Below are 21,648 nucleotides of genomic sequence, written 5' to 3'. Positions count from 1 at the left end.
GGGCAAAATAGGTTACTTTTCCATAGAATAATATACAATATTCATGGAAATTCGTACAATTTACTCGTCCATCGGGATAACTTCCTGCATGTAAATGGCATCAAGACTCCATAAAGCTGCATCATTAGTGCTAATGCTTTTGCACTCGTCCAACGGAGCCGGAACTACCGGTGGAAGCAAAGTTGTGATGCTGAAAGGAGGAGCAGGGGTATGTTCCAATCTGGTAAATAAATCCGTCCAGGCTTCCTTTGCCATCTCTTGGTTGCGGGTGTGGTAGGCCGCATATCCCATCAGGCGTGAAATGCGGAAACGGCTACGATTCAACTCCCATGCTTTTTGTTTATAACGGGTTGCAAGGTCCAGCCAGGCATCGTTCCATTCGGGCAGGTCTATCATCCGGAGCATTTCATTCATGATTTCAAATCCACCCATAATAGTCATTAGATGGTTAGTGCTTTCCAGTTTCGGATCACATTCAGAGGTGATTATGCCTGTTGCCGGATCAAAGCCGAGTGCTTTGGGACCTGTAAAAATACGATTAGGTAATGCTGCAATGCTTTTCATTCCTGCTATGATTTTATCACGATATGCAGTGTTTCCGGTACGTTCCCATTCTGTCATCCAGTTGCCTGCATAAGCCAGCCAGTCGGGGCCAATGCGTAAACGGGCAGGGGCGGTACAAGGGTATTCGCTTCGAGGTTGAGCCAAGCGCATTGGGTCCAGGGTATAGAGTTTCTGTTCCGCATCCTTCACTTCAGTCATCAGATCACCACAACGTTCATCGGTAGTGAGATAATAATAGAAACGGTTCCAGGCAGCCTGACTGATGCGAGCTTCTTTGGCACCGCATCCCCAGTGGCTGACGTTATGACGACTGCCTAATCCGGCATTGGGACCTATATGGTAGACATCTACTTCGGCTGTATGGCGGGTCATGGCTTCAGCCATACGCCAAATATCGGTACGCCCTGTGCGCAGAAAATTATACCAAAGCCACATGTTGGAAGCTAATTCCGTATTGTCCCAGGCAAAACCTCCGATATCATAACGCCAGGTGTGACGAACAGGGTCATAAGCGTGCATAACATCACCATAATTCCAGAAGCCATACCATTTATTCTGTTCGATAGCCTTATTGTAGAAATCAATATAGGCATCCAGGCGGTCTTCTACACGAGCGCGGAAGGGTGTGCTGCGGTCGGGAAGACTCCAAACACCAAACGCCTGTTGTGCATGCAGATAATCGGGCGTGGGCATTAATATACCTGGTTCGGAAAGCTGCTTGGCACAATCTGCGAAAGTTTCCTTTCCGGTATATCCCCCTTGTGGAATCAGAGTAAGCGTAGTAGTGCGAGCTATGCCATAGGGAGTACTCATTCCTTCCTGGACATCTTCATAGCTGGCATTTAAGTCGTGTGCCACATTATCATAGTGTCGCAGATCCATCGGTTCGGCATCAGGACTCCATAGCCAGGCCGTAAGAGTGGCTGTAGGAGTTTTCGTTCCGGACATTTCGATAGAAGAGGGATAAGATTGCCAGAAATCATGCAGACAGAGTCCGAGTCCACCGGTAATGTCGCCGGCAAAGGCATAGCCACTACTGCGTGTGCCGGAAAAAGTACCTATCCAGGGGTTGTCATCATTGGCGCGCTTACGGATGGAGAAAGCATCCGCAGTGAGCTGAGACAAACGATAGCTGTCCCATGATGCCCAGTTATCAAGCAAGGAACGGTTCTTTTCGTCAAATGTTTCATAAGGAGGAATACGTTTACCTTCCATCTGTTGCTGTTGCAGGGAGGGTTCTTTATCTTGTGGTTTTCCGAGTGTCAGAATGCGACGCCCAACCAGTGGTTGTACCGGTTCGCTCCATACTCCGCCATCAGCGCACGAAAAGGCTATGTGACGGTTGTAGAGTGCTTCGCGCATAGGAATATCGAAACGGATGCCTAAAGCACGGATAAAATCTTTATCCTGATTGCCATCAAACACAAAGCTATGTACCATCTTTACTTGTTCGCTTCCACCATAGAAGTAGAGGCGTACTACAAAAGGCAGCCATTCGCGTCCATCCTTACTTTTATGCACACCGTCCAGTTTGACAAGAGTGCGTACTGCACCTGAACGTTCCACAATAGCTGATTTCAATTCGCTGGTGTAGTTAGTGAAAGATATCTGCGAGGTGCTTTCAAGAATGGGCTCACTTTGGGTGTTGCATATCAGACGGGCTTTCTCACCTATTTTCACACCTTTATATAATAGGCTGTCTATCAGAAATTCACCTTGCCGGGGAATATAAGCAGAAAGCATTCCTGTTTCTATTTTGATACCTTTGTGTGTCTCAGTTACAGAGACGGATGTTTCATCATTCGATTTTCCAGCCTTTGATTTTTTCTTTGACTTTTCAAGCATTAACTTTTCTGTTCCGGCAGGAATAACGCCGGCTACTCCGCTCCATTTCACAGAACCATCCGGCCAATAAGCCAATGGCCAAGTATCAACCGGAATATTCTCACCATTGGCACTTCTTAATTGCAAAAGGCTTTCTGGAAAAACCTCTCCTTTATCAAAGGGGACACCAAAACTTACAGGCTTATCCAGTTCAGGGGGATTACCAATCCATTGTAAAGGAACGGCGGTAGTTTCCTGTGATGAGCATTCATAATGAAAATTGGTAATGCGGGTACGTGATAAGGTGGAGCGGAAACCGAACCAACCTTCTGTCAGAGGTTCGGCATCCCTGAAATCCACCAGACGTTTTCCGTCTATATAATAACTAACCCTGTTATTTTCATTTGTAATTTTAATATGGTACCAGTGGTTTGCTTTCAACAGATGTTCCGCATCTGTATATTCTTTTAAGATGGCAGGCCGGGCCTGAGGATCAGTAATACCTGTTTCATTACCATCATATCGACGAAACCGTGTAGTGGAATTATGATTTCCGCCATACCCCAGATAATAAAGTTGTAAGGAATAACAATTCAGGAATATTCCGTTGCGCCACTTTTCACGTTTCCATAAGTTATCGGGATATTTAGGGTCAGAAGCCATCCAGAAGCAATTTAAATCACTTAGACGATCCTCTTTGGTCTCATTGACTACGCAAGCATCGTACTCAATGGTTACTTTACCACTCATTTTTTCCTTTCTCCAGAGAGTTAGCCCTTTGGGAGATACAATTTCCGCCGTATCCCCTCGGAACGTTACTTTAAAATCGGGAGATTCCGATTCTACTTTCCAATACTTATTAAACTCGCGGGCGTTTAAACCGGAAGCCTGGTTGTTCTGTGCCTTTAATGATATTAAAGGCAAGAACAAAAGACATAAATAAATATAGAGTCTGTTTCTTTTCATCATGACTAAAAATTGGTATGTGGCGGTTGATTATATCCTACATTTTGCCAGGCAATGGCCAGGCGATATTGACGGTCATTCATTAAAGTTGGACGCCTGTCGGTAGCAGGTATTGTAGTTGTATAGATGCGCAATTCCGTTTGATCTTTTGAAGCCCAGATAACTTCTTCACGCCAGTCCCCCAAGATGTCTCCTGATAAGCAGGGATTTCCTTTGGTTCCATTGTTAGAGACTACTCCTTCGGCTTTCAGCAACAAATCCGTTTCCTCTGTTTGCCAGTTCCATTTACTGATAGAAACGTGATCCAGCAATTCTGCCAGAGAATCGGCATCCCAATAAATGGTGAAGTTACAGGAGTTTGGCTTCTTATTACTGATAAATTCTCCGGTATCTCCTCTCCTTAGTCCGCCAATATTGCACCAGCATTCTGCTCCTTCATAGCGCGGATCAATATCGGCTGCAACTCCACGTCCGGCATCTTTGCCTAAACCATCCTGCCAGATAATTTCCCCGGTAGCTCCATCAAACATAGCTACAGCAGGAGTCCGATTTACAATCTCGTTATCTCCCTCATTCTCATGTACGCCAAATACCTGCATACCAGGGCGTGAAGGTATCAGACGACCGGCATGCAGAGCGTCTCCATGTCTCAGACCAGTTGTGAAGAGTCCTTTTCCATCATGATCTACCGTCATAGCTCCCACACAAACTTCATCATAACCGTCACCATCAAAATCTGCTATTGTCACACTGTGGTTTCCCATGCCGGAGTACTTCTCTAAACCAGGGTTGGCACTATCGAAGGTCCATATATTTTTCAGCGTGGCGTTGGTAAAAGTCCATGCGGCGACTACGGTGCGCCCATACCATCCTCTGACCATTACAGGCGAGGGGTTTTTACCATCCAAAAAAGCAACTCCTGCGGTAAAACGATCAGAACGTCCTCCGGTATTGTCATTACCGCAATTGCCGCCAATACCTCCCCATCCGTCTATAGGATAGCGAGTAGGTATGTATTCTTTTGAATCTAATTTCCTTCCGGTTTTGCCTTCAAAGACAGTTAAATATTCCGGTCCGTTAACAATCTTTCCGTACGTTGGACTTTCTTTATCCCAGGTCCTCCAGTCGTTCTTGCTGTCACCTATCACATGTCCAATTCCGTCTATAGTTCCGTCACCTGTCTTACAACATACTTCGGCACATCCGTCTCCGTCGAAATCGAAAACAAGAAAGTTGGTTGTAGCTGCTCCCGAACGGATATTGGGTCCTAAATCAATACGCCAGAGCATAGTTTCATCCATTTTATATGCGTCTAGATAAGTATTTCCTGTAAATCCACGTTGTGGTGGCCGTTTAGAGTTAGAGGGTGTCCACTTCAATATGACTTCATATTCACCGTCACCATCTAAATCGCCTACACTGCAATCATTGGCTGTATAAAAGAAGTGTTCACCTGCAATTTCCCCGTCTTCCGGCTTCTTGATAGGGATACTTAAATAAGGGGTCAGTTCTTCTTCTTTTGTGCGAATCCAGGTTGCAACAATCTGGTTATCTGCTTTCAATATCCAGATGTTGTCAGCTTTTAAGTCCACTGTTTCATCCAAAAAATCACTCGTTTGGCTGATGGGGGCTTTATTCAGCTTTGTCTCTGTACCACCATTGGTGCTTCGGTATAAGTCAAATTGCAAGTCGGGCGCATCATTCAGCGTTATGCGCCAACTGAAGTACATTCCTTTCTCTGTAGGAATTCCGACTAAACCTCTTGACAACTTTTCTCCCTTGTAAGGTTGTGAAAAAGCATATATGCTGCCACAAAGCAAGAGTATATTTACAATAATCCAGTGTTTCATTTCATAATTATAAAACCTTGTTATTACAAATCTTTCACTCACCTAAATAATAAGAAGGAACCGGTGCTTGCGGATAGCCCATGGAACGGTGTGCTACATAGTTTCTATATATTCCATCCTGCATTAGGGTAACGCGACGATCTTTAGCCGGAATATTTGTTGAATAAATACGGATTTCACCCGGCAAGGCAGTGATAATCTCTTCACGCCAGTCACCATATAAATCGGCAATCATCAGAATATTCCCTTCAATGCCCTCCGTGAGCGTTTCCCCTTTCCATTTTACGATACTCAATGAACGACCGTTTGAAGAAGAACTGGCTCCCCAACGGTTATCGTCTCCTTTGAATGTCTCGCGTAGTAAATCTCCATCCCACCATGCCCAGTTACGGCAAGATGGAACATCTTCATTCTTACCTAAATGCTGGCCATCAGCTGAAAGCAAGTATTTGTCCGTACTTCCTCCTTTGCGGTCTTCACTTGCAAAGCATTCCAGTCCTTTGTGGGCAGGGTCGAAGTCTGTAACCATGCCATCTCCCACATGAAAAGTTTTATGGCCGATATTCCAAACCGGTTGCCCTGTTTTAGCATCTACCATACAGACTCCACGCCCATTGTCGTGCCAAGGCTCCAAACATAAAAACACTTCCATTCCCGGACGATTCGGATCAATATCGGTCAAATAGGCCTTATCCGGGTGTCCTAATCCGGTAGACCACAATAATGTACCATTATCATCAAGCATGCATGACCCCAACAAGATTTCATCTTTTCCGTCACCATCCACGTCACCGCAAATCATATTATGCGCCCCCATACTTCTCACTATAGGATTTTCCTCATCACTATCCCATCTCCAGGCACGTTCCAGTTTATCACCGTTCAATTGCCAGGCATCTACAACCATCAATTTATAAGTTCCGCGGCATGCCAATATATAAGGAGTCTTTCCATCCAGATAGGCCATACCAATCTGGTTGCGATTCTGGCGGACAAGATTACCATATCGGTCATTACGTTCGGGCCAATCCACACGGGCTATTTCTTTTCCTGTCATGCCATTCAGTACACTCAAATACTCTTCACCTGAATCTATGCGACCTTTCTCGTTACGTTTAGCATCATCGGGTGCCGTTTTTAAGGCTATCTCTGCTTTGCCATCTCCATTAAAGTCGTAAGCGATGAAAGGAGAATACCATACGCCCGGTTCTATTCCCTGTCCCAGATCTTTTGACCACAAGAAAGTTCCATCACTCAGATAGGCTTCAATCTGATAAGTTTCTCCACCTAAAGTACCCGGCATTCCCGGGTCTACATTTTTATCCGGCGTACGAATGATATAATCATAAATTCCGTCTCCATTCAGGTCGGCAACAGCTATTTTGCCGGCTTTTATATTCCGGTTCAGCTTGATTGATTGATAATTCTTCAATAGAGGAGCTTCCACTTCTATCTTGGCGGATGTATCGGTTACTTTTTTCTTCTTGTCCAGAGCGCATACCCAGTAGGATGCTTTTTCGTTTACCGGAGCTTTGTCAATAAAATCACAAGTAGATTTTATCGGAGATTTGGTTAAACGCTGCGTTTTTCCATTGACAGAGCGATAAATATGAAATGAAACATCTGCGTTGTCCTGTTCCAATAATCTCCAACTCAGATATATACCCTTTCCGTCAGTGGCCGGAACAGCTATTAATCCTCTATCCAACTGTTCTTTTATCTTTTCTGTAGCAAAGCCGTTTACTTCCGGCTTTGGTTCATGCCGTGGTTCCAGAATTTCATAATAGTAAGTACGTTCGCGCAAGTCTTGAGCTTGTAAACTGCCTGCTGCGCTGAGCAGCAAGACACAAAGGGATAAATATGTATTTTTCATCGTTTTATTTTTTTATTTGTCGAATGAGGTAATATCAACCATCATCAGATTTAAACGCTTACCGTTTGTAAAGTGCCCTGACTGGAAAAGAACTTTGGTTCCGTCAGGACTAAAACTCGGGTGTGCATGATCCGGTTTCATTTTGGTATCGGACACTAACCAATGACGCTCGCCGGTCTGTACATTGATTAACCAGACATTTCCTCCGAAAGTATCACCTGCTGCCCAACGGTTATCCCGGCTTGCATTACAGTGCCAGAATCCTCGTCCGGTCAATTGTCCTTCCATGGCTTTACGGTCTTTTTCCATTTCTACCTGTCCAATCAACTCTACATCATCAGTGCGCAGATTAATCCGGGCAATACCGCTTACTTGTTTGCGGAGACGAGGCTGGAAACCTAAAATATTGAAATAGACATAATCCTTTGTCGCAAAAGTTTCATGAGTGACCCAATCCAGCGGTGTTTCTTTATAGAGAGGCTTAAAGACTGAGCCGTCTGCGGTACAGAACCACATACGCTGATGGGCGTCTCCTCCTGTTTCATTGCAGAATACTATTTCTCCCGGAGTGAACCGGCTGGCCTGTATATGTCCTGTCTTAAATTCAGTATCAATCACCTTGGTAACTTCACCGGTGGTAAGATTCATTTTACGAATACCACAAAGAGATGGCTTTATTTTTACCGGTTGATTGTTTTCCGGCAAGAATGCATTCTTCATCATGCGTTCTTTCTCTTCTTCTGTTCCTTCGCGTTCCACTGTGATGTATGCGTAGTCGTCATTACAGTCTACAGCATATCCTCCGGGACGTCCCATTGCTGTAGGGAAAGTGCCGATGAAAGTTTCATAACCGGCGGGCTTACCTACCTTTCCTTTCTTTACATCTGCAAAGAATTTATCTAAATCCATCACATACATGTTCCAGCCCTCTTTTTCTTTACGACTGATGAACATGCGATTACTTTTGTTGGCTAAGAATGCACTGCCCAGATTGGGACCTTCCGTAGCTTGAATGATTTTGCCGGTAGCCATTTCTATAAAGTAAATCTGTGTCTTTTTATCGTTTCCGCGAGAGGAAGACCTGAACAGCACATATTTACTATCGGATGTCCACATCGGGTCTGTCTGATAAAGGAAGCGGTCGTTTCTGAGGGTATCGGTAAGCATGGTAATGGTATTCCCGGTTGTACTGTCTATATAAGTCTGCATTTCGGACGCAGTACAATTTCCAAACTGGGCAAACAGGGCCTTACTAAAGCCTGATAATAAGGCAATGGTCAAGAAGAGCTTTCTCATAGTATGTCATTTTTAATTTGATGTCGCAAAATTATGCGTCGTGAGTGCTATACGAAATAGAAATTTATCCATTTAGATGGTTATTTGTACATAAATAGAGTGGGGACCCATTATCCCCACTCTAAAAGTACATTTATTAATAACCGTAATTTTGGTAAGCTTTCTTGGCAGAATCATCCAAAGGATTACCATTCTCATCAGTCAATAGGTCGAGCATTGATTGAGTAAACGGTTTAAGGGTGTAGTGAGGTTCGAACATACCCATACCGTTGCCGGTTTGTCCGATACCGTTAATCAGGTTGTCAGAAGAATCCCATAAGCCTTTTTCAGAAGATGCCAACTGATCGTGATAGATGATGCGGTCTGCTTGCCAACCCGAATGATGTAAGTTCTCGTAGTAAACCATTTCCTGGTTCAGTTCGCGTGCCAATTCATTCAGTATAAAGTTGGCAAAGCGGTCTTCTGTTGAAGTTGCTGTCTTCGGATACATCTCTGCATTTGAATAAGCGGAAGCTCCGTCCCAATAAGATTCATTTACCAACATGGCGGATGTCATATCTACTGCAACTTCATAGGGCCATTGTTGCTCTGTTTGAGATAGCTTTTCATGTCCCGGCTGTAAAAGTGCAATTACTTCTGCACGCTTTTCGCCGGTCTTGTAGGCTGCACGTGCGCGCACTGTATTAATATCGGCAATCGCTGCACTATAGTTTCCTTTACGACCGTAAGCTTCTGCACGGAGTAAATAGGTTTCGGCCAAACGGAATAAAGGTACATCGCGGCCTGATTCGTAGTGCGTATAGTTACTACGGTTTGGTTCGTCATATTTCAATGTTGCCGGGCATGCGGTAGACCCCATCTTGTCCAGACCCGAATAACTTTTATCATTATAAGCGTAGCTGCTTCCTTCCGCCTTGGTCGGGATACGGTAATAATATTTATCTCCATCTTTTATCCAACGGGCCATTAGGACAAACGGTTGTGCTAAAGCTTCATTTATATCAATAGCCGTCTCTTTGGTATTCTCTACGTAAGCGAAAGCCAAATCGCCTTTACCCATTTTATGTTCGCCCGCCACAGCCTTCCTGCCATTCCAGGAAGCCCGGGTATACATAGGAAGAATATGTTCGTTGAAATAGCTTGCCATGGCATCAGTCCACACATAAGTCTTGTTATTATCATTATCATAGGTATAATAGTCGAGGTTGGCGGCAGGCGATGAATTGGAGTCTCCTCCTTTTAGAGCTGTGATATATTCCACGTGGAATGATTTCTCATAGCGAGAGTCTGCTTGCTTATTTACATACAAGTCAAACCCGAAATCATTGGTGAAACCAACACGGGCAGAAGATTTTGTCGGATACTCCCAGCAGAAATCAGGAATTCCCCAGGATGCATTCGAATAATCCCCCCCAAAGAAATAAGGCAAGCGGTTGCCGTAACGTCCATTATCGGCACCTCCCATCGGGCCATATACGCAAGAAAGAATCAATTCACGGCTGCTCTCATTAGAATAATCTCCTAATGGATGGCTGAACAGTTTTCCATAGTCAGATTCCAGTGCATAATAGCCATGCTCTATTACTTTAGAGGAATAATAGATACAAGAGTCCAGGTCGGCGGTACCTTCACCTTTGTATAGCATACCCAAATAAGATTTCGAATTACTGGTATCTACATGGCCATCGGCTTTTACACCATATTCTGAGCTGCCATATTTAGCGCCTTGTGCACGTTGCAAATAGAGCTTTGCCAGAAAGTGCGCGGCAGCCCCTTTGGTTGCACGACCAAAATCTGTAGTCAGGTTCTGCTCATTTACATCCGGCAGATGATCGTAAGCATAGCGCAAATCACTAATCAGCAGACTATAAATATTAGGTACACTTTCGCGGACATAATTATAGTTGGAAGGCAATTCGGCAGTGTATCCTTGGGGGACAAATATTTCACCATACATTGTACTCATAATATAGAGTGAATAAGCACGATTGAATAAAGCCTCCGACAAAGCTTTGGCGGCATAGTTCGCATCGCTTGCAAATTTGCCGAGAGCCTTACCCTCACGAATGGATAATATGGCACGGTTACAGTTGTTAATGATAGGATAGAAGCCTAATAATGATTTAGCATTCTCACCACATAACCCATTGGCATAAGCTGCCAATTTGCTGGTAGCATTCCATTCGCTTGCAGAGTACATGCCGCGGGCTGCCGTCTTAGCAGAGTAATTGTCTACCCCTGACATCAGGCTGTTAGGTCCCTGTTCATACTGTTTTGTTACGCGCAGGGCATCGTAAGTGCCGACAATCAACTGTTCTAAACCTTGTTCTGTCTCAAAGTAATCCTGCGTAATGGTGGACACCATCTTTTCTTCCAGAAAGCTATCTGTACAAGATACACTTCCCAATGCAATCATAGAAAGTAATATATATTTTTTCATATTGTTTTTTTTAATAATCATTCAATTAAAAGCCAAGTCTCAAACCTATCACGTAACTGCGGGTTAATACTGTATTATTGGTTTGTCCACCAATGAAATTAGTAGCATTAGTACTTTCACTCCATCCGGTGGTATCGTCAGGGTTAATACCTGATTTAACCAACTCACCACCAAAGATAAATGGATTCAATACCTGGGCATAAATCGAGCAACTTGTTGCACCAATCTTATTCAATAGTTTTTCGGGCAATGTATATGACAAGGCAATATTGCGAATTGCAATCATATTACCTTTGGTATAGTTCATATAAGCACTGTAATCAGTAAACGTTTCACCTCCTGCGCGTGGTTGTGGAAACTTAGCACCTGTATTATCCGGGCTCCAGGTGTCTTTTTCAACGCGACGTCCATAGGTCTGCATCAATCCATAATACGTATTGCCAAAGCGACCATAGACGAATGCGTTCAACTGCCAATTCTTATAAATGAAAGTAGTGGTAAAACCACCTTCCCATTTGGGAGTAAATGAACCTAAGAAATGATTGTCATCATTATTGAATTTACCAAAACCGTTGTCCATATAGGTGATTTCTTGCTTCTGTCCGTTGATGTCAACAGTTTTAGTTATCGCTCCGTCTGTGCCCTTAGGTACCTCAATAAATTCCTGGTCAACTAATTTGGCCATTCCCGGGAACATCGTAATGCCGTTTGCTTTATAAACAGCCAATAGCTTCTGGTCTTCGGGAGTATTCTGCCACAAACGGTCATATTTGTAAGTCCACACCTCGTTAATCGGCTTTCCGATAAACCAGCCATTCGCTGTGTCATCATTTTTACCGTCGGCTAATTCTACAATTTTCTCTTTGTTGGTAGAGAAGGTGAAATCAGTTTTCCAGGTAAAGTTCTTGGTCTGTATATTGGTAGTGGACAATGTCAATTCAAAGCCTTTATTCTGGGTTTTACCGATATTTGATAAAATCTGGGTATATCCGGTCATGATAGGAATGGAACGGTTCAGCAATAAGTCAGAAGTATTGGCTACGTAGTATTCAATGCTACCGCTGATTCTATTGTTCAACAATCCAAAATCGATACCCACATTGGTGGAAGCAGTTTTTTCCCAGCCAAGCATCCTGTTGGGCAATACAGAAGCTTTAGCACCAGTTGTATTGGTAGTCACGGCACCTTGTCCGAATGGCTTATTAGCCCATTGAGAAACCATTGAACCTCCTGTTTGATAAGGACTTACAGAGGCGTTTCCGGTGACGCCATAACCAACACGTACTTTTAAAGAGTTGATCCAGTTAATATCTTTCATGAAGTTCTCTTCATTCATTTTCCATGCCAATGCTGCCGAAGGGAAGAAATCCCATTTGTTACCCACAGCCAGCATAGAGGCACCATCCCAACGACCTGTCAGGGTAACCAGATAACGATCCATCAGTGAATAGTTGACACGAGCCATATACGAAGCGCGCTGTTGTTCACTGAATGAAGAACCTATACCTGCCTTTGAAGTGTTAGAGTCGCCCACGCTATACCACAAAGCTGTGGGGAACTTACATTCATAAGCACGCACATCTATGCCCTCAGTGCGATAATACTCAGCAGATTGCATCAATGTCAAGCCCAGAGAATGAATCTTATTAAAGGTCTTGTTTATGAAAATCATATTCTCTAGTGTCCATGCCAGTTTCTGACTTTGATTATTGTATGCAACATTCGGTTCTGTTGAAGCATAGCCCAACGGGTTGGTAAAGTCATTTCCATAATAACTGCCTTCACGGGAGTTGCGATATTGAGTACCCAGATTAGTACGCCATCTTATCCCTTCCAGAGGAGCCCAGATTTTTCCAAAATCAAGTTCTGCAAAAGAGCTTAACATGACACCGTAATAACGTGTTTCATTTTGTGCCTGATCGATATTAAGCAAAGCATTGTGCTGTGAAGGTCCATCCGACGGATGTAACAATTCTCCATTTTCATCATAAGCCGGTGCATAAGGCATCAGATTTGTAGCTAAGCCGTAAGAGTCTTTTGCGGTTGTATTTGAAAAATTGCTCACAATACCATAATTCTTGATAGAATGGCTGATATTGATACCCATGCCAACTTTTAAGAAGTCAGTGGCTTGAATTTCACCATTCAGGTTTACCGTGTAGCGCTTGTAGTCCTGGTCTTTCATCGGAGATTGCTGATCCAGATATGCCAATGACATATATAATTTAGACTTCTCGGTACCGGCAGACAGTGATAATTGGTGATTATGGGTAACAGCTGTGCGGGTTACATAATCAGTCCAGGGAGTTGTTGGTATATTTGAGGAATCATATACCGGTACTTTTGCAGCATATCCCAATACTTTCTGTTCATATTCAGTAGCGTCACGCAGCACGGGAGTACCATCGGCATTGAACTGAAAGGCTGAATTAAAGACCGGACGTAAGTAAGGATACTTGGTTACACCGCCAAAATAAGCGTCACCATCAATGTCTGGGTCCGGGGCATTACCGTACTTTCCTGTATAGGCACCTGCATTGATATTAGATTGGCGATTCCAGTCAATCAATTCTCCTGAATTCATCCAATCAGTCATTGAGTCCATCTTTGAGAATGAAACTGAACCGTCATAATTGATGGTCACCTTGCCTGTTTTACCTTTCTTGGTAGAAATCAGGACGACTCCATTCGCACCACGTGAACCATAAATTGCGGTGGCAGATGCATCTTTCAGAATTTCCATAGACTCAATGTCATTAGGATTGACGTCAGCCATAGAACCGGCGGTCATAGGAATTCCGTCAATTACATACAGTGGGTCATTGCTTGCATTGATAGAGCGGTTACCACGGATGCGGACATCCCCCAACTCACCGGGACGGTTGTTTGAAGTAATTTGCACGCCGGCAGCTTTACCCTGCATTGCCTGCAATGCATTCTGAACCGGTCGCTCTCTAATGGTTTTTGCTGTCACCTGGGTCAGTGCTCCGGTCACATCACTTTTCTTTGCAACACCATAACCTACAACAACTACCTCATCCAGTATTTCAGCATCTTCTTCTAACGTTATTTGTAAAGTAGAATGCCCTTTTGCCGGAATATCCAAGGTCTTATATCCAACGAAACTTACTTGAATAGTCCCATTGTCGGGAACATTGGAAATTGTAAATTTGCCATCGATATCTGTGATTGTTCCGTTAGTAGTTCCTTTTACTACTACACTGGCACCGATTACGGATTCACCAGTTTTGTCGAGGACGGTACCTGAAATAGTTTTGCTTTGCGCAAAGGCTCCTATAGCCAATACTGAAAACAAAGCAACGAAGAATAGCCGCTGGATTCTACCCAAGCAGCCGGATAAGCTTGTTTTTTTGTCGCTTTTCATACTTTAATTATTAAGTTAAACAAAAGTTAACTTGATAATTAAGGATTAAGCTGCCTGAGGTATAACTCCAAAGGGCTTTTGAAATTACCCGATACAATAAAATGGTTTTAAACTGGATTGGAAATTCCTTTCTCTCTATTTTCTTTTATATATATATGATATTCTCTCTGTGCAAATTCGGTTATTTCTTGCAAAATAGCATATTTAACCGAATTTATACCGAATCTGTACCAAGTCTATACCGAATTTGTACTGAATAGATAATATACTTTCATCGGGAGAGCACATAATGAAATGGGGATTTGGTCCATTCCCCTACAATTTAAATTCAACTACTGATTCACATGATACATAAATTTTGGAGGAACCCTGTTAAAACTGCGAATGGTATAACATCGTTTGCTACTTAATTAGCTGATCGAGGATAGCCCTGAACACTTTATCTGCATGCTCTTGCATGATTCGTATATAGTTGAATATAGGCCGATTATTTTTCATACTATGTCCTATACAATACTCTATTTTTTCTATTTCAATTCCCATATCGTATCCATGTTGGGCAAATGTCTTTCTGGCAGAGTAATATGATACTTTCCTATTAATTCCTGCCAGACTTACCACCTTATATATATGCCTAAAAACTAAGCTATATACTTTTTCATAAGACGAGTATCTTCCAAAAACTAATTTTCCGTTATCTGACATATACTTATTGATGATTTCCTGTGCCTCCGGCTGAATAGTGAAAGCAATTTCGTTCTCACTCTTTTTGCTGTTCCGAGTTTTATGGCGTACATATCGCATATGGTTCCGGTCTTTGAAATCATATTCCATCAAATCCCTTAGATTGATGCCGCCTAAATAATAAGTAAGCATAAATATATCCCGAACCATCACTTGTGTAGTCTTGAATAGCTTTACATCACGTATTTTTTTTAATTCTTCTACGGTTAGGTCCAGTTCCCTGACATTGCTAACCGGCATTTTGAAAAGGACAAAAGGGTGAACCAGATAATTAACGTAGTTCATTTTGCCTGCATAGTTGAGTATAACCTTTATTAGAGTGAGGTAGATTCTAATAGATGTTTCAGATAAACCTTCTTCTTTCATTGCATTGGCAAAACCTTGTATCTGCAATGGGCTTAGTTGTATTAACGGAAAGTCTCCTTTCATGTATTTTTGGATTTTCCTGCAAGCTATGCTATATAGTTTATAAGATTTCTTTTGTTCTTCGGTCCTCATGTAAGAAAGATATTCATTTGCCACGGCATTAAAAGTAATACCCTTCTTCTGCTGTTCGCGAGTGATAAGGTGTATTAACTCTGTACACGATAAAGTTGGTAGGTAGTGAATAGAAGATAAAATTTCTTCGTATTCATATATTATCTTGCGTAGGCAAGCATTAATATTTGCTGCGTTTTCATGTCTTACTACTTTTCCGTTTCTCAATTGGTTTGCAGAGTCCAATATAAATTGAGTTGAAATATATCTGGTTTGCGAACGGTGCGCTACTGCAATTCTTATTCGATGTTTTCCATTGGAGAACTTTTTTGTTGGTACTATTACTATTGAAAGATTAGCCATATTGATTTTTTGGATTTATATGTTTCATGATACAATATTAAAGTAACAAATCATAGATTAAAAAGCCTGCCATAATCAAAATGATACTGGGACTATTCGTTTTGATTTTATTCACAGACGTTGATACTATTTTTCAGTTAGAAAGACTGAATTTTCCATGTTTTGACACAATCCTACATTCTCTTTTTGGCGCTTTGCTCATATATTTGCAACACTTTTTCACAGACAGGAGAGCAAAAATCTCCTGAGAGAATAGAAAACTAACTTTTGTTTAACTTAATAATTAAAGTATGAAAAACAGCAAAGATTTAAGTCTGTTGGGTTGTCTGAACAATATTCAGCGGCTATTCTTCATTACTTTGTTCGCAGTAATCTCTATAGGAGCTTATGCGCAAAGTAAAACAGTATCGGGTACTGTGATTGACCAGACCGGAGAACCGGTTATTGGTGCCAATGTTATCGTAAAAGGCACTACTAATGGCGTTATCACTGACTTGGACGGTAAATTTACTCTCACTAATGTACCGGATAAAGGTACGATTTCTGTTTCTTTTATAGGTTATAAGGACCAGGTGATTCCTGTTGCAGGGAAAACGAGTTTGCAGGTAACGTTGCAGGAAGATAATGCAATGCTGGATGAAGTTGTGGTAGTTGGTTATGGTGTGCAAAAGAAGAGCGATGTGACCGGTGCTATGGCTCGTGTTGGTTCGGAAGAATTGAATGTGAAACCTGTATCAAATGCTTTTGAAGCATTGCAAGGTAAAGCTGCCGGTGTAGATATCACAAGTAGTGAACGTCCGGGTACGATTGGTTCTATTCGTATTCGTGGTAACCGTTCATTAAACGCAAAGAATGACCCTTTGTATGTGGTTGACGGTGTGCCCTTAAATTCTGGTGGTATTGAAACTCTCAATCCGAGAGACATCGAATCTATTGATATCTTGAAAGATGCTTCTTCAACAGCTATCTATGGTTCTCGCGGTGCCAATGGTGTTATTCTGGTTACTACCAAACGTGGTAAAACTGGTGCCATGTCGTTGAACTATTCTGGTTCTGTGACTTTGGAAACTTTGCAAGATAAATCTCCCGCCATGAGTGCCAGCGATTATATCACTTGGCGTCGTTGGGCATATTATAACTCAAATCCAACAGCTAATCCTATGGGAAATCAGCCTAACTATGATAAAGACCAAGCTTATTTCTCTGGTGATAACTATGCTTTGGCAAATGTGAATAAAGGCTGGGAGAATGGATCTTGGGATGGTTCTAAAGTTACTGATACGGACTGGGCAGGTATGGTTACCCGTACAGGTGTTACTCATGAACATACTATAAGCGGTAGTGGTGGTACTGAAATGATGCAAGGATTCTTCTCTTTCGGTTATTTGAATAATGAAGGTACTCAGAAAGGTCAGGAGTACGAACGCTATAACTTCTCTATGTCTTTGGACTTGCAACCTACTCCATGGTTCAAATTGGGTGGTTCTATCAATGGTTCTTATGCAGTTCAGGATTATGGTTACTCTCGTACAGGACAATCTTCTAACTCTGGTCCTACTGATATATATAGTGCTGCGAAGGCCATTCCGCGTTATGCAGTGCCTTATGATGACAAAGGTGATATCATTTTACAACCTGCAGGTTCCGTAACGAATGTGTATACAGTGATAGACGAATGGAATAAGTCTACAGATAATCGTCAGAATTTCCGTGCGCTGGGTAGCTTCTATGCTCAAATGGATTTTGGCAAGATATGGCAACCGTTGGAAGGCTTAAGCTATAAGATTGCTTTTGGGCCTGATTTCCGTTATAATCGTCAGGGAATCTTTATTGATAGTAGTTCGGCAGTTCGTGCAGGTAGCAAAAACTATGCTAAGTGGGCTTCTACCCGTAACTTCTCGTGGACGCTGGATAATATGGTTACTTATAATAAGAAGATTGGTGAGCATCGTTTCGATGTAACTTTGCTTCAGAGTGCTTCTAAAGTCAACACTGAAACTGCTAACATGAGTGAACAAGGTGTATTGATGCCAACATTCATGTGGAACAATATGGGAGCTATAGATATAACCAACAGCGATTATAAAGCTGGTATGGGCACAGGGCTTACTGAACAGCAATTGGCTTCTTATATGGCTCGTATTAACTATTCGTACAAAGACCGTTATTTGTTGACTGTATCAGGTCGTTATGATGGCTCTTCTGTATTGGCAGAGGGCAATAAATGGGATTTCTTCCCTTCTGCAGCTTTAGGCTGGCGTATAGATCAGGAAGCCTTTATGGCAGATATTACCTGGATTAATCAGTTGAAACTTCGTGCTGGTATGGGTACCACGGGTAACTCTTCTGTTGATCCTTATGGAACTTTAGGAGTGATCGGTGCTTATTGGATGCCATTCAGTACAGGTAATACTTTGATTCTGACTACTAATGAACCTTACTATGTGAAGGACCAGAATCTGATGTCTAATAGGAATTTGGGTTGGGAGAAGACTACTCAGTTTAACTATGGTGTTGATTTTAGTTTCCTGAATGGCCGTATTGGTGGTACAGTTGACGTTTACCATTCCAGAACTAAAGACTTGCTGATGTCTATGAAACTTCCTTCACTGACGGGTTATCCTTCGGTAATGTCAAACGTAGGAGAAACAAAGAACTTTGGTGTTGATCTATCAGTGAATGCTGTTCCGGTACGTTATAAGGATTTTGAATGGAATTCAACGCTGAATGTAGCTTATCAAAAAGATGAAATTGTGGAACTTGCTAATGGTAAGCAGGATATGATTGATAACTCATGGTTTATTGGTGAGTCAATCAATATATATTATGGAGTAGCAGCTAATGGAATATGGCAGGAGTCAGAAGCCGCCGAAATGGCTAAGTTTAATGAGAAAGGACATAAATTCTCAGCCGGTATGGTGAAACCTGTTGACCAGAATGGTGACTATGTAATTGATAACAATGACCGTGTTATTCTGGGCAGTAAAAATCCACGCTGGACAATGGGATGGTCTAACAGCTTCACTTATAAAGGCATTGACCTTTCGATTGAACTTTACGGACGTTTCGGTTACATGATTAATACAGGTGGCGAGGGTCAGTTTGGTATGTACAATCAACGTGAAATTGATTATTGGACTCCGGATAATCCAGGTGCAGAATGGCAGAAACCTATTTACAGTACGGCAGGTGGAGATCCTTATTCCAGCTTGTTAGGTTTCAAAGATGCTTCTTTTATAAAGGTACGTAATATCTCTTTGGGATATAATTTTGATAAGAAATTATGTAAGAGCATCGGTCTTAATTCATTGAAACTTTATGCTCAAGCCAAAAACTTAGGCAACCTTTATTCTTCTGTAGATTTCATTGATTTGGATCTTGGTACAACATATTATAACAGAGGCTTTACATTTGGTATTCAAGTAGGTTTCTAAAGTCAAGAATAATAAATATAAAATGGCATATATCATGAAAAATATAAGAAAAAAAGTTTTATTCGGTACGATGGTGCTTGTATTAGCAACCGGTACCTCTTCATGCGGCGATAGTTTTCTGAAAGAAGACGCAGGGCACATGTATACTGATGGAATTCTTGAAACAGAAGAAGGAGTACTTGCTATGGCGGCATCTCTTTATGGCAATCTCCGTTGGCACTTTGGTTATGAATGGGCTTATGGCATCACTCTTTACGGAACGGACGAATTTACGAATGGTGCCGACTTGACCAGTGAACCATGGAATACTTATGATAATCGTTTGAATCCATTGGACTGTAAGAAAGCGAGTGGTGCTGCAAACGATAACTGTCCTGGTGTTTCTGCATTGTGGGATGAAATGTATTATGGCATTTCTACTGCCAATTTGTTGATTTCCAGGGCAAGTACACTGAGTAGTGAAACAACGCGTAATAAAGCGATGGGAGAGGCTTACTTCCTTCGTGGTTATAACTATTATCGTTTGTTTGCCCAATATGGTGGTGTGGTTATCCAGACGACTCCTCCTGACGGCGTTGTGAGAAACTTTAATCGTTCAAGTGCTGAAGAGACACTTAATCAGGTCATTGCAGACTTGGAAGAAGCTTACAACTTGTTGCCGACAGATAAATGGCGTGGTAATGGAACATGGACGAAGTACACTGCGGCACATTTTCTGGCTAAGGCATTACTGTATCGTCAGTCAGAGCGTTGTGCTGACTGGAACTCAGCATATCCCGCAAAAACAGATCTTGACAAATGTATCAAGCTTTGTGATGAGGTAATAGCAGCATGTCCGTTGGCAAAAGATTATAATACACTTTATTCTGAATGGACCGGTGTGGATTGTAAGAATGAAGGTGATGCTGAAATCTTGATGGCAGCGTTGCACAATGATGATAGTTCAACAGTGGGACGTTATGGTAACCGTACTTATAACTACTTTAATCCACAGTTCTCTAACTTCTCCGGTGGTTGGACGCAGCGTGGACAATACATTGGTGGTATGGACTTTCAACGTTGTCGTCCTACAGAATATGCTTATTCTATATTCGACAATGTGAACGATGCCCGTATGTGGAAGACGTTCAAGACTATTTACGGTTTGAACAGCATTGCTAAGAAAGCAGCAAATGTAATGAGCGAAAATGGAATTACTGCCGATCAGGTACCTACTTTGGGTGATGAAGGCATTATCTTTATCTTGAATAAGAAAAGTGATACAACGTTTGATAATGCTCCTTACGGAACGTATGGACGTGGTGCTCAACCGCATTCCTTCGTAAATCCTGAAACTGGTAAATGGGTTCCTAATGTATTCCCGTTGTTCCTGAATGGTAAATATGTACTGAATACTTATGGTGTAAGTGGTGACCCCAGCCAGTCTAACGTTTTCTGTGGCATCAACAAAACAGATGATGGCTCTCGTACGGGCGAAAAAGGTGATGCACACCGTGATGTTATCATGGCGCGTAGTGGCGAAACTTATTTAGTTAAGGCAGAGGCACAGGTTAGATTGGGTGATTACCAAGATGCAATTTCTACTGTGAACGTACTGCGTAAACGTGCTGAATGGAAAGATGGTGAAGATCGTGAATATTATACAGATGGTTCTATGGCTTTCACATCCAATTCTACAGCTACTGCTACATTAGGTAAATGTGTAGATGAGAATGGGGCTAAGTTGACAAATGCACAAGCTTTCAATGCATCATTCATTCAAAAGAATACTTATTTCTTGTCGACTGGTGTTGACCGTTCTGTAAATAAGACGTCTTCAAGTCTGCAAATTACCAGCTACCAGCAGTTGCCCGAGGAAGATGAAGCTGTACTGGCAGAATTGGGGTGTACTGATGTAAAAGATCGTTTGATTAACTTTATATTAAACGAACGTACCCGTGAGTGTTTGGGGGAATGGAATCGCTGGGATGAATTAAGCCGTACTAAAACTTTGTTAAAACGCGCTAAATTGTACAATCCTGAGGCAGCTCCTAATGTTGCTGAAAAGCATTTGCTCCGTCCAATTCCACAGACTTTCATTGACGCTTTGACAAATGAAAGTGGTAAGAATCTGACAGCAGCAGAGAAAAAAGCCTTGCAAAATCCGGGATATGAAGCTGAATAAAAATATTCAATAATAAATTTGACCTTGGAGAAGGAAACTTTTCCAAGGTTTTTTATTTCAAAACCGAACGTAGTTGTGCAGGCGGTGGCAAAAGTCTGTATTTTGAACCTATACGGTTGGTTTCGCAGAGTGTTGTTTTCCATTGGGATATGTTAGGGGCCACCTCATAGTGAATTCATCTATTCAAGCGGAAAATGCTGAGGTGTCGGTGGTAGACGGGCAAAACCTTATGTGATGTCTCGGGTGAAAACTTGCAAATAGAATATTC

General features: G+C 42.1%; 9 protein-coding genes. 2 read left to right on the top strand and 7 right to left on the bottom strand.

Annotated elements, in window-relative coordinates; genetic code table 11:
• Positions 1 to 60 precede the first annotated feature (60 nt).
• From HMPREF9447_RS07765 to HMPREF9447_RS07735, 7 genes are all read right to left on the bottom strand, one after another.
• Positions 61 to 3,357, bottom strand: a complete 3,297-nt coding sequence (locus HMPREF9447_RS07765) for an exo-rhamnogalacturonan lyase family protein (RefSeq protein ID WP_009129155.1) — start codon at positions 3,355 to 3,357, stop codon at positions 61 to 63.
• 2 nt (positions 3,358 to 3,359) lie between these two features.
• Positions 3,360 to 5,204 (bottom strand): rhamnogalacturonan lyase, encoded by a 1,845-nt coding sequence (locus HMPREF9447_RS07760; RefSeq protein WP_009129154.1) that lies wholly within the window; start codon positions 5,202 to 5,204, stop codon positions 3,360 to 3,362.
• 34 nt (positions 5,205 to 5,238) lie between these two features.
• On the bottom strand, positions 5,239 to 7,077 hold the full coding sequence (locus tag HMPREF9447_RS07755) for a rhamnogalacturonan lyase family protein (protein ID WP_009129153.1): 1,839 nt from the start codon (positions 7,075 to 7,077) through the stop codon (positions 5,239 to 5,241).
• A 12-nt stretch (positions 7,078 to 7,089) separates the two neighbouring features.
• Entirely contained in the window at positions 7,090 to 8,373 is a 1,284-nt protein-coding gene (locus HMPREF9447_RS07750; protein ID WP_009129152.1) for an oligogalacturonate lyase family protein, read from the bottom strand.
• Between the two features lie 136 nt (positions 8,374 to 8,509).
• Positions 8,510 to 10,813, bottom strand: a complete 2,304-nt coding sequence (locus HMPREF9447_RS07745) for a RagB/SusD family nutrient uptake outer membrane protein (protein ID WP_009129151.1) — start codon at positions 10,811 to 10,813, stop codon at positions 8,510 to 8,512.
• Between the two features lie 25 nt (positions 10,814 to 10,838).
• On the bottom strand, positions 10,839 to 14,198 hold the full coding sequence (locus HMPREF9447_RS07740) for a SusC/RagA family TonB-linked outer membrane protein (RefSeq protein ID WP_009129150.1): 3,360 nt from the start codon (positions 14,196 to 14,198) through the stop codon (positions 10,839 to 10,841).
• A gap of 402 nt (positions 14,199 to 14,600) precedes the next feature.
• Positions 14,601 to 15,782: a tyrosine-type recombinase/integrase gene (locus HMPREF9447_RS07735; protein ID WP_009129149.1), complete on the bottom strand. Its 1,182-nt coding sequence runs from the start codon at positions 15,780 to 15,782 to the stop codon at positions 14,601 to 14,603.
• Between the two features lie 290 nt (positions 15,783 to 16,072).
• Between HMPREF9447_RS07735 and HMPREF9447_RS07730 the strand changes: the two genes are divergently transcribed.
• Both HMPREF9447_RS07730 and HMPREF9447_RS07725 read left to right on the top strand, forming a co-directional pair.
• A complete protein-coding gene (locus HMPREF9447_RS07730) occupies positions 16,073 to 19,216 on the top strand; it encodes a SusC/RagA family TonB-linked outer membrane protein (protein WP_009129148.1) in 3,144 nt (1,047 codons plus the stop codon).
• Between the two features lie 34 nt (positions 19,217 to 19,250).
• Positions 19,251 to 21,380, top strand: a complete 2,130-nt coding sequence (locus HMPREF9447_RS07725; RefSeq protein ID WP_009129147.1) for a RagB/SusD family nutrient uptake outer membrane protein — start codon at positions 19,251 to 19,253, stop codon at positions 21,378 to 21,380.
• Positions 21,381 to 21,648: the final 268 nt, after the last annotated feature.

Source organism: Bacteroides oleiciplenus YIT 12058 (assembly GCF_000315485.1).
GTDB classification, from domain to species: Bacteria; Bacteroidota; Bacteroidia; order Bacteroidales; family Bacteroidaceae; genus Bacteroides; species Bacteroides oleiciplenus.
Note: the sequence above shows the minus strand (reverse complement) of the source record. Positions and strands in the feature narration are given on the sequence as shown.

Coding starts and splice junctions, on each gene's coding strand:
- HMPREF9447_RS07765 (WP_009129155.1), bottom strand. CDS start 3,357: ATGATGAAAAGAAACAGACTCTATATTTATTTATGTCTTTTGTTCTTG.
- HMPREF9447_RS07760 (WP_009129154.1), bottom strand. CDS start 5,204: ATGAAACACTGGATTATTGTAAATATACTCTTGCTTTGTGGCAGCATA.
- HMPREF9447_RS07755 (WP_009129153.1), bottom strand. CDS start 7,077: ATGAAAAATACATATTTATCCCTTTGTGTCTTGCTGCTCAGCGCAGCA.
- HMPREF9447_RS07750 (WP_009129152.1), bottom strand. CDS start 8,373: ATGAGAAAGCTCTTCTTGACCATTGCCTTATTATCAGGCTTTAGTAAG.
- HMPREF9447_RS07745 (WP_009129151.1), bottom strand. CDS start 10,813: ATGAAAAAATATATATTACTTTCTATGATTGCATTGGGAAGTGTATCT.
- HMPREF9447_RS07740 (WP_009129150.1), bottom strand. CDS start 14,198: ATGAAAAGCGACAAAAAAACAAGCTTATCCGGCTGCTTGGGTAGAATC.
- HMPREF9447_RS07735 (WP_009129149.1), bottom strand. CDS start 15,782: ATGGCTAATCTTTCAATAGTAATAGTACCAACAAAAAAGTTCTCCAAT.
- HMPREF9447_RS07730 (WP_009129148.1), top strand. CDS start 16,073: ATGAAAAACAGCAAAGATTTAAGTCTGTTGGGTTGTCTGAACAATATT.
- HMPREF9447_RS07725 (WP_009129147.1), top strand. CDS start 19,251: ATGAAAAATATAAGAAAAAAAGTTTTATTCGGTACGATGGTGCTTGTA.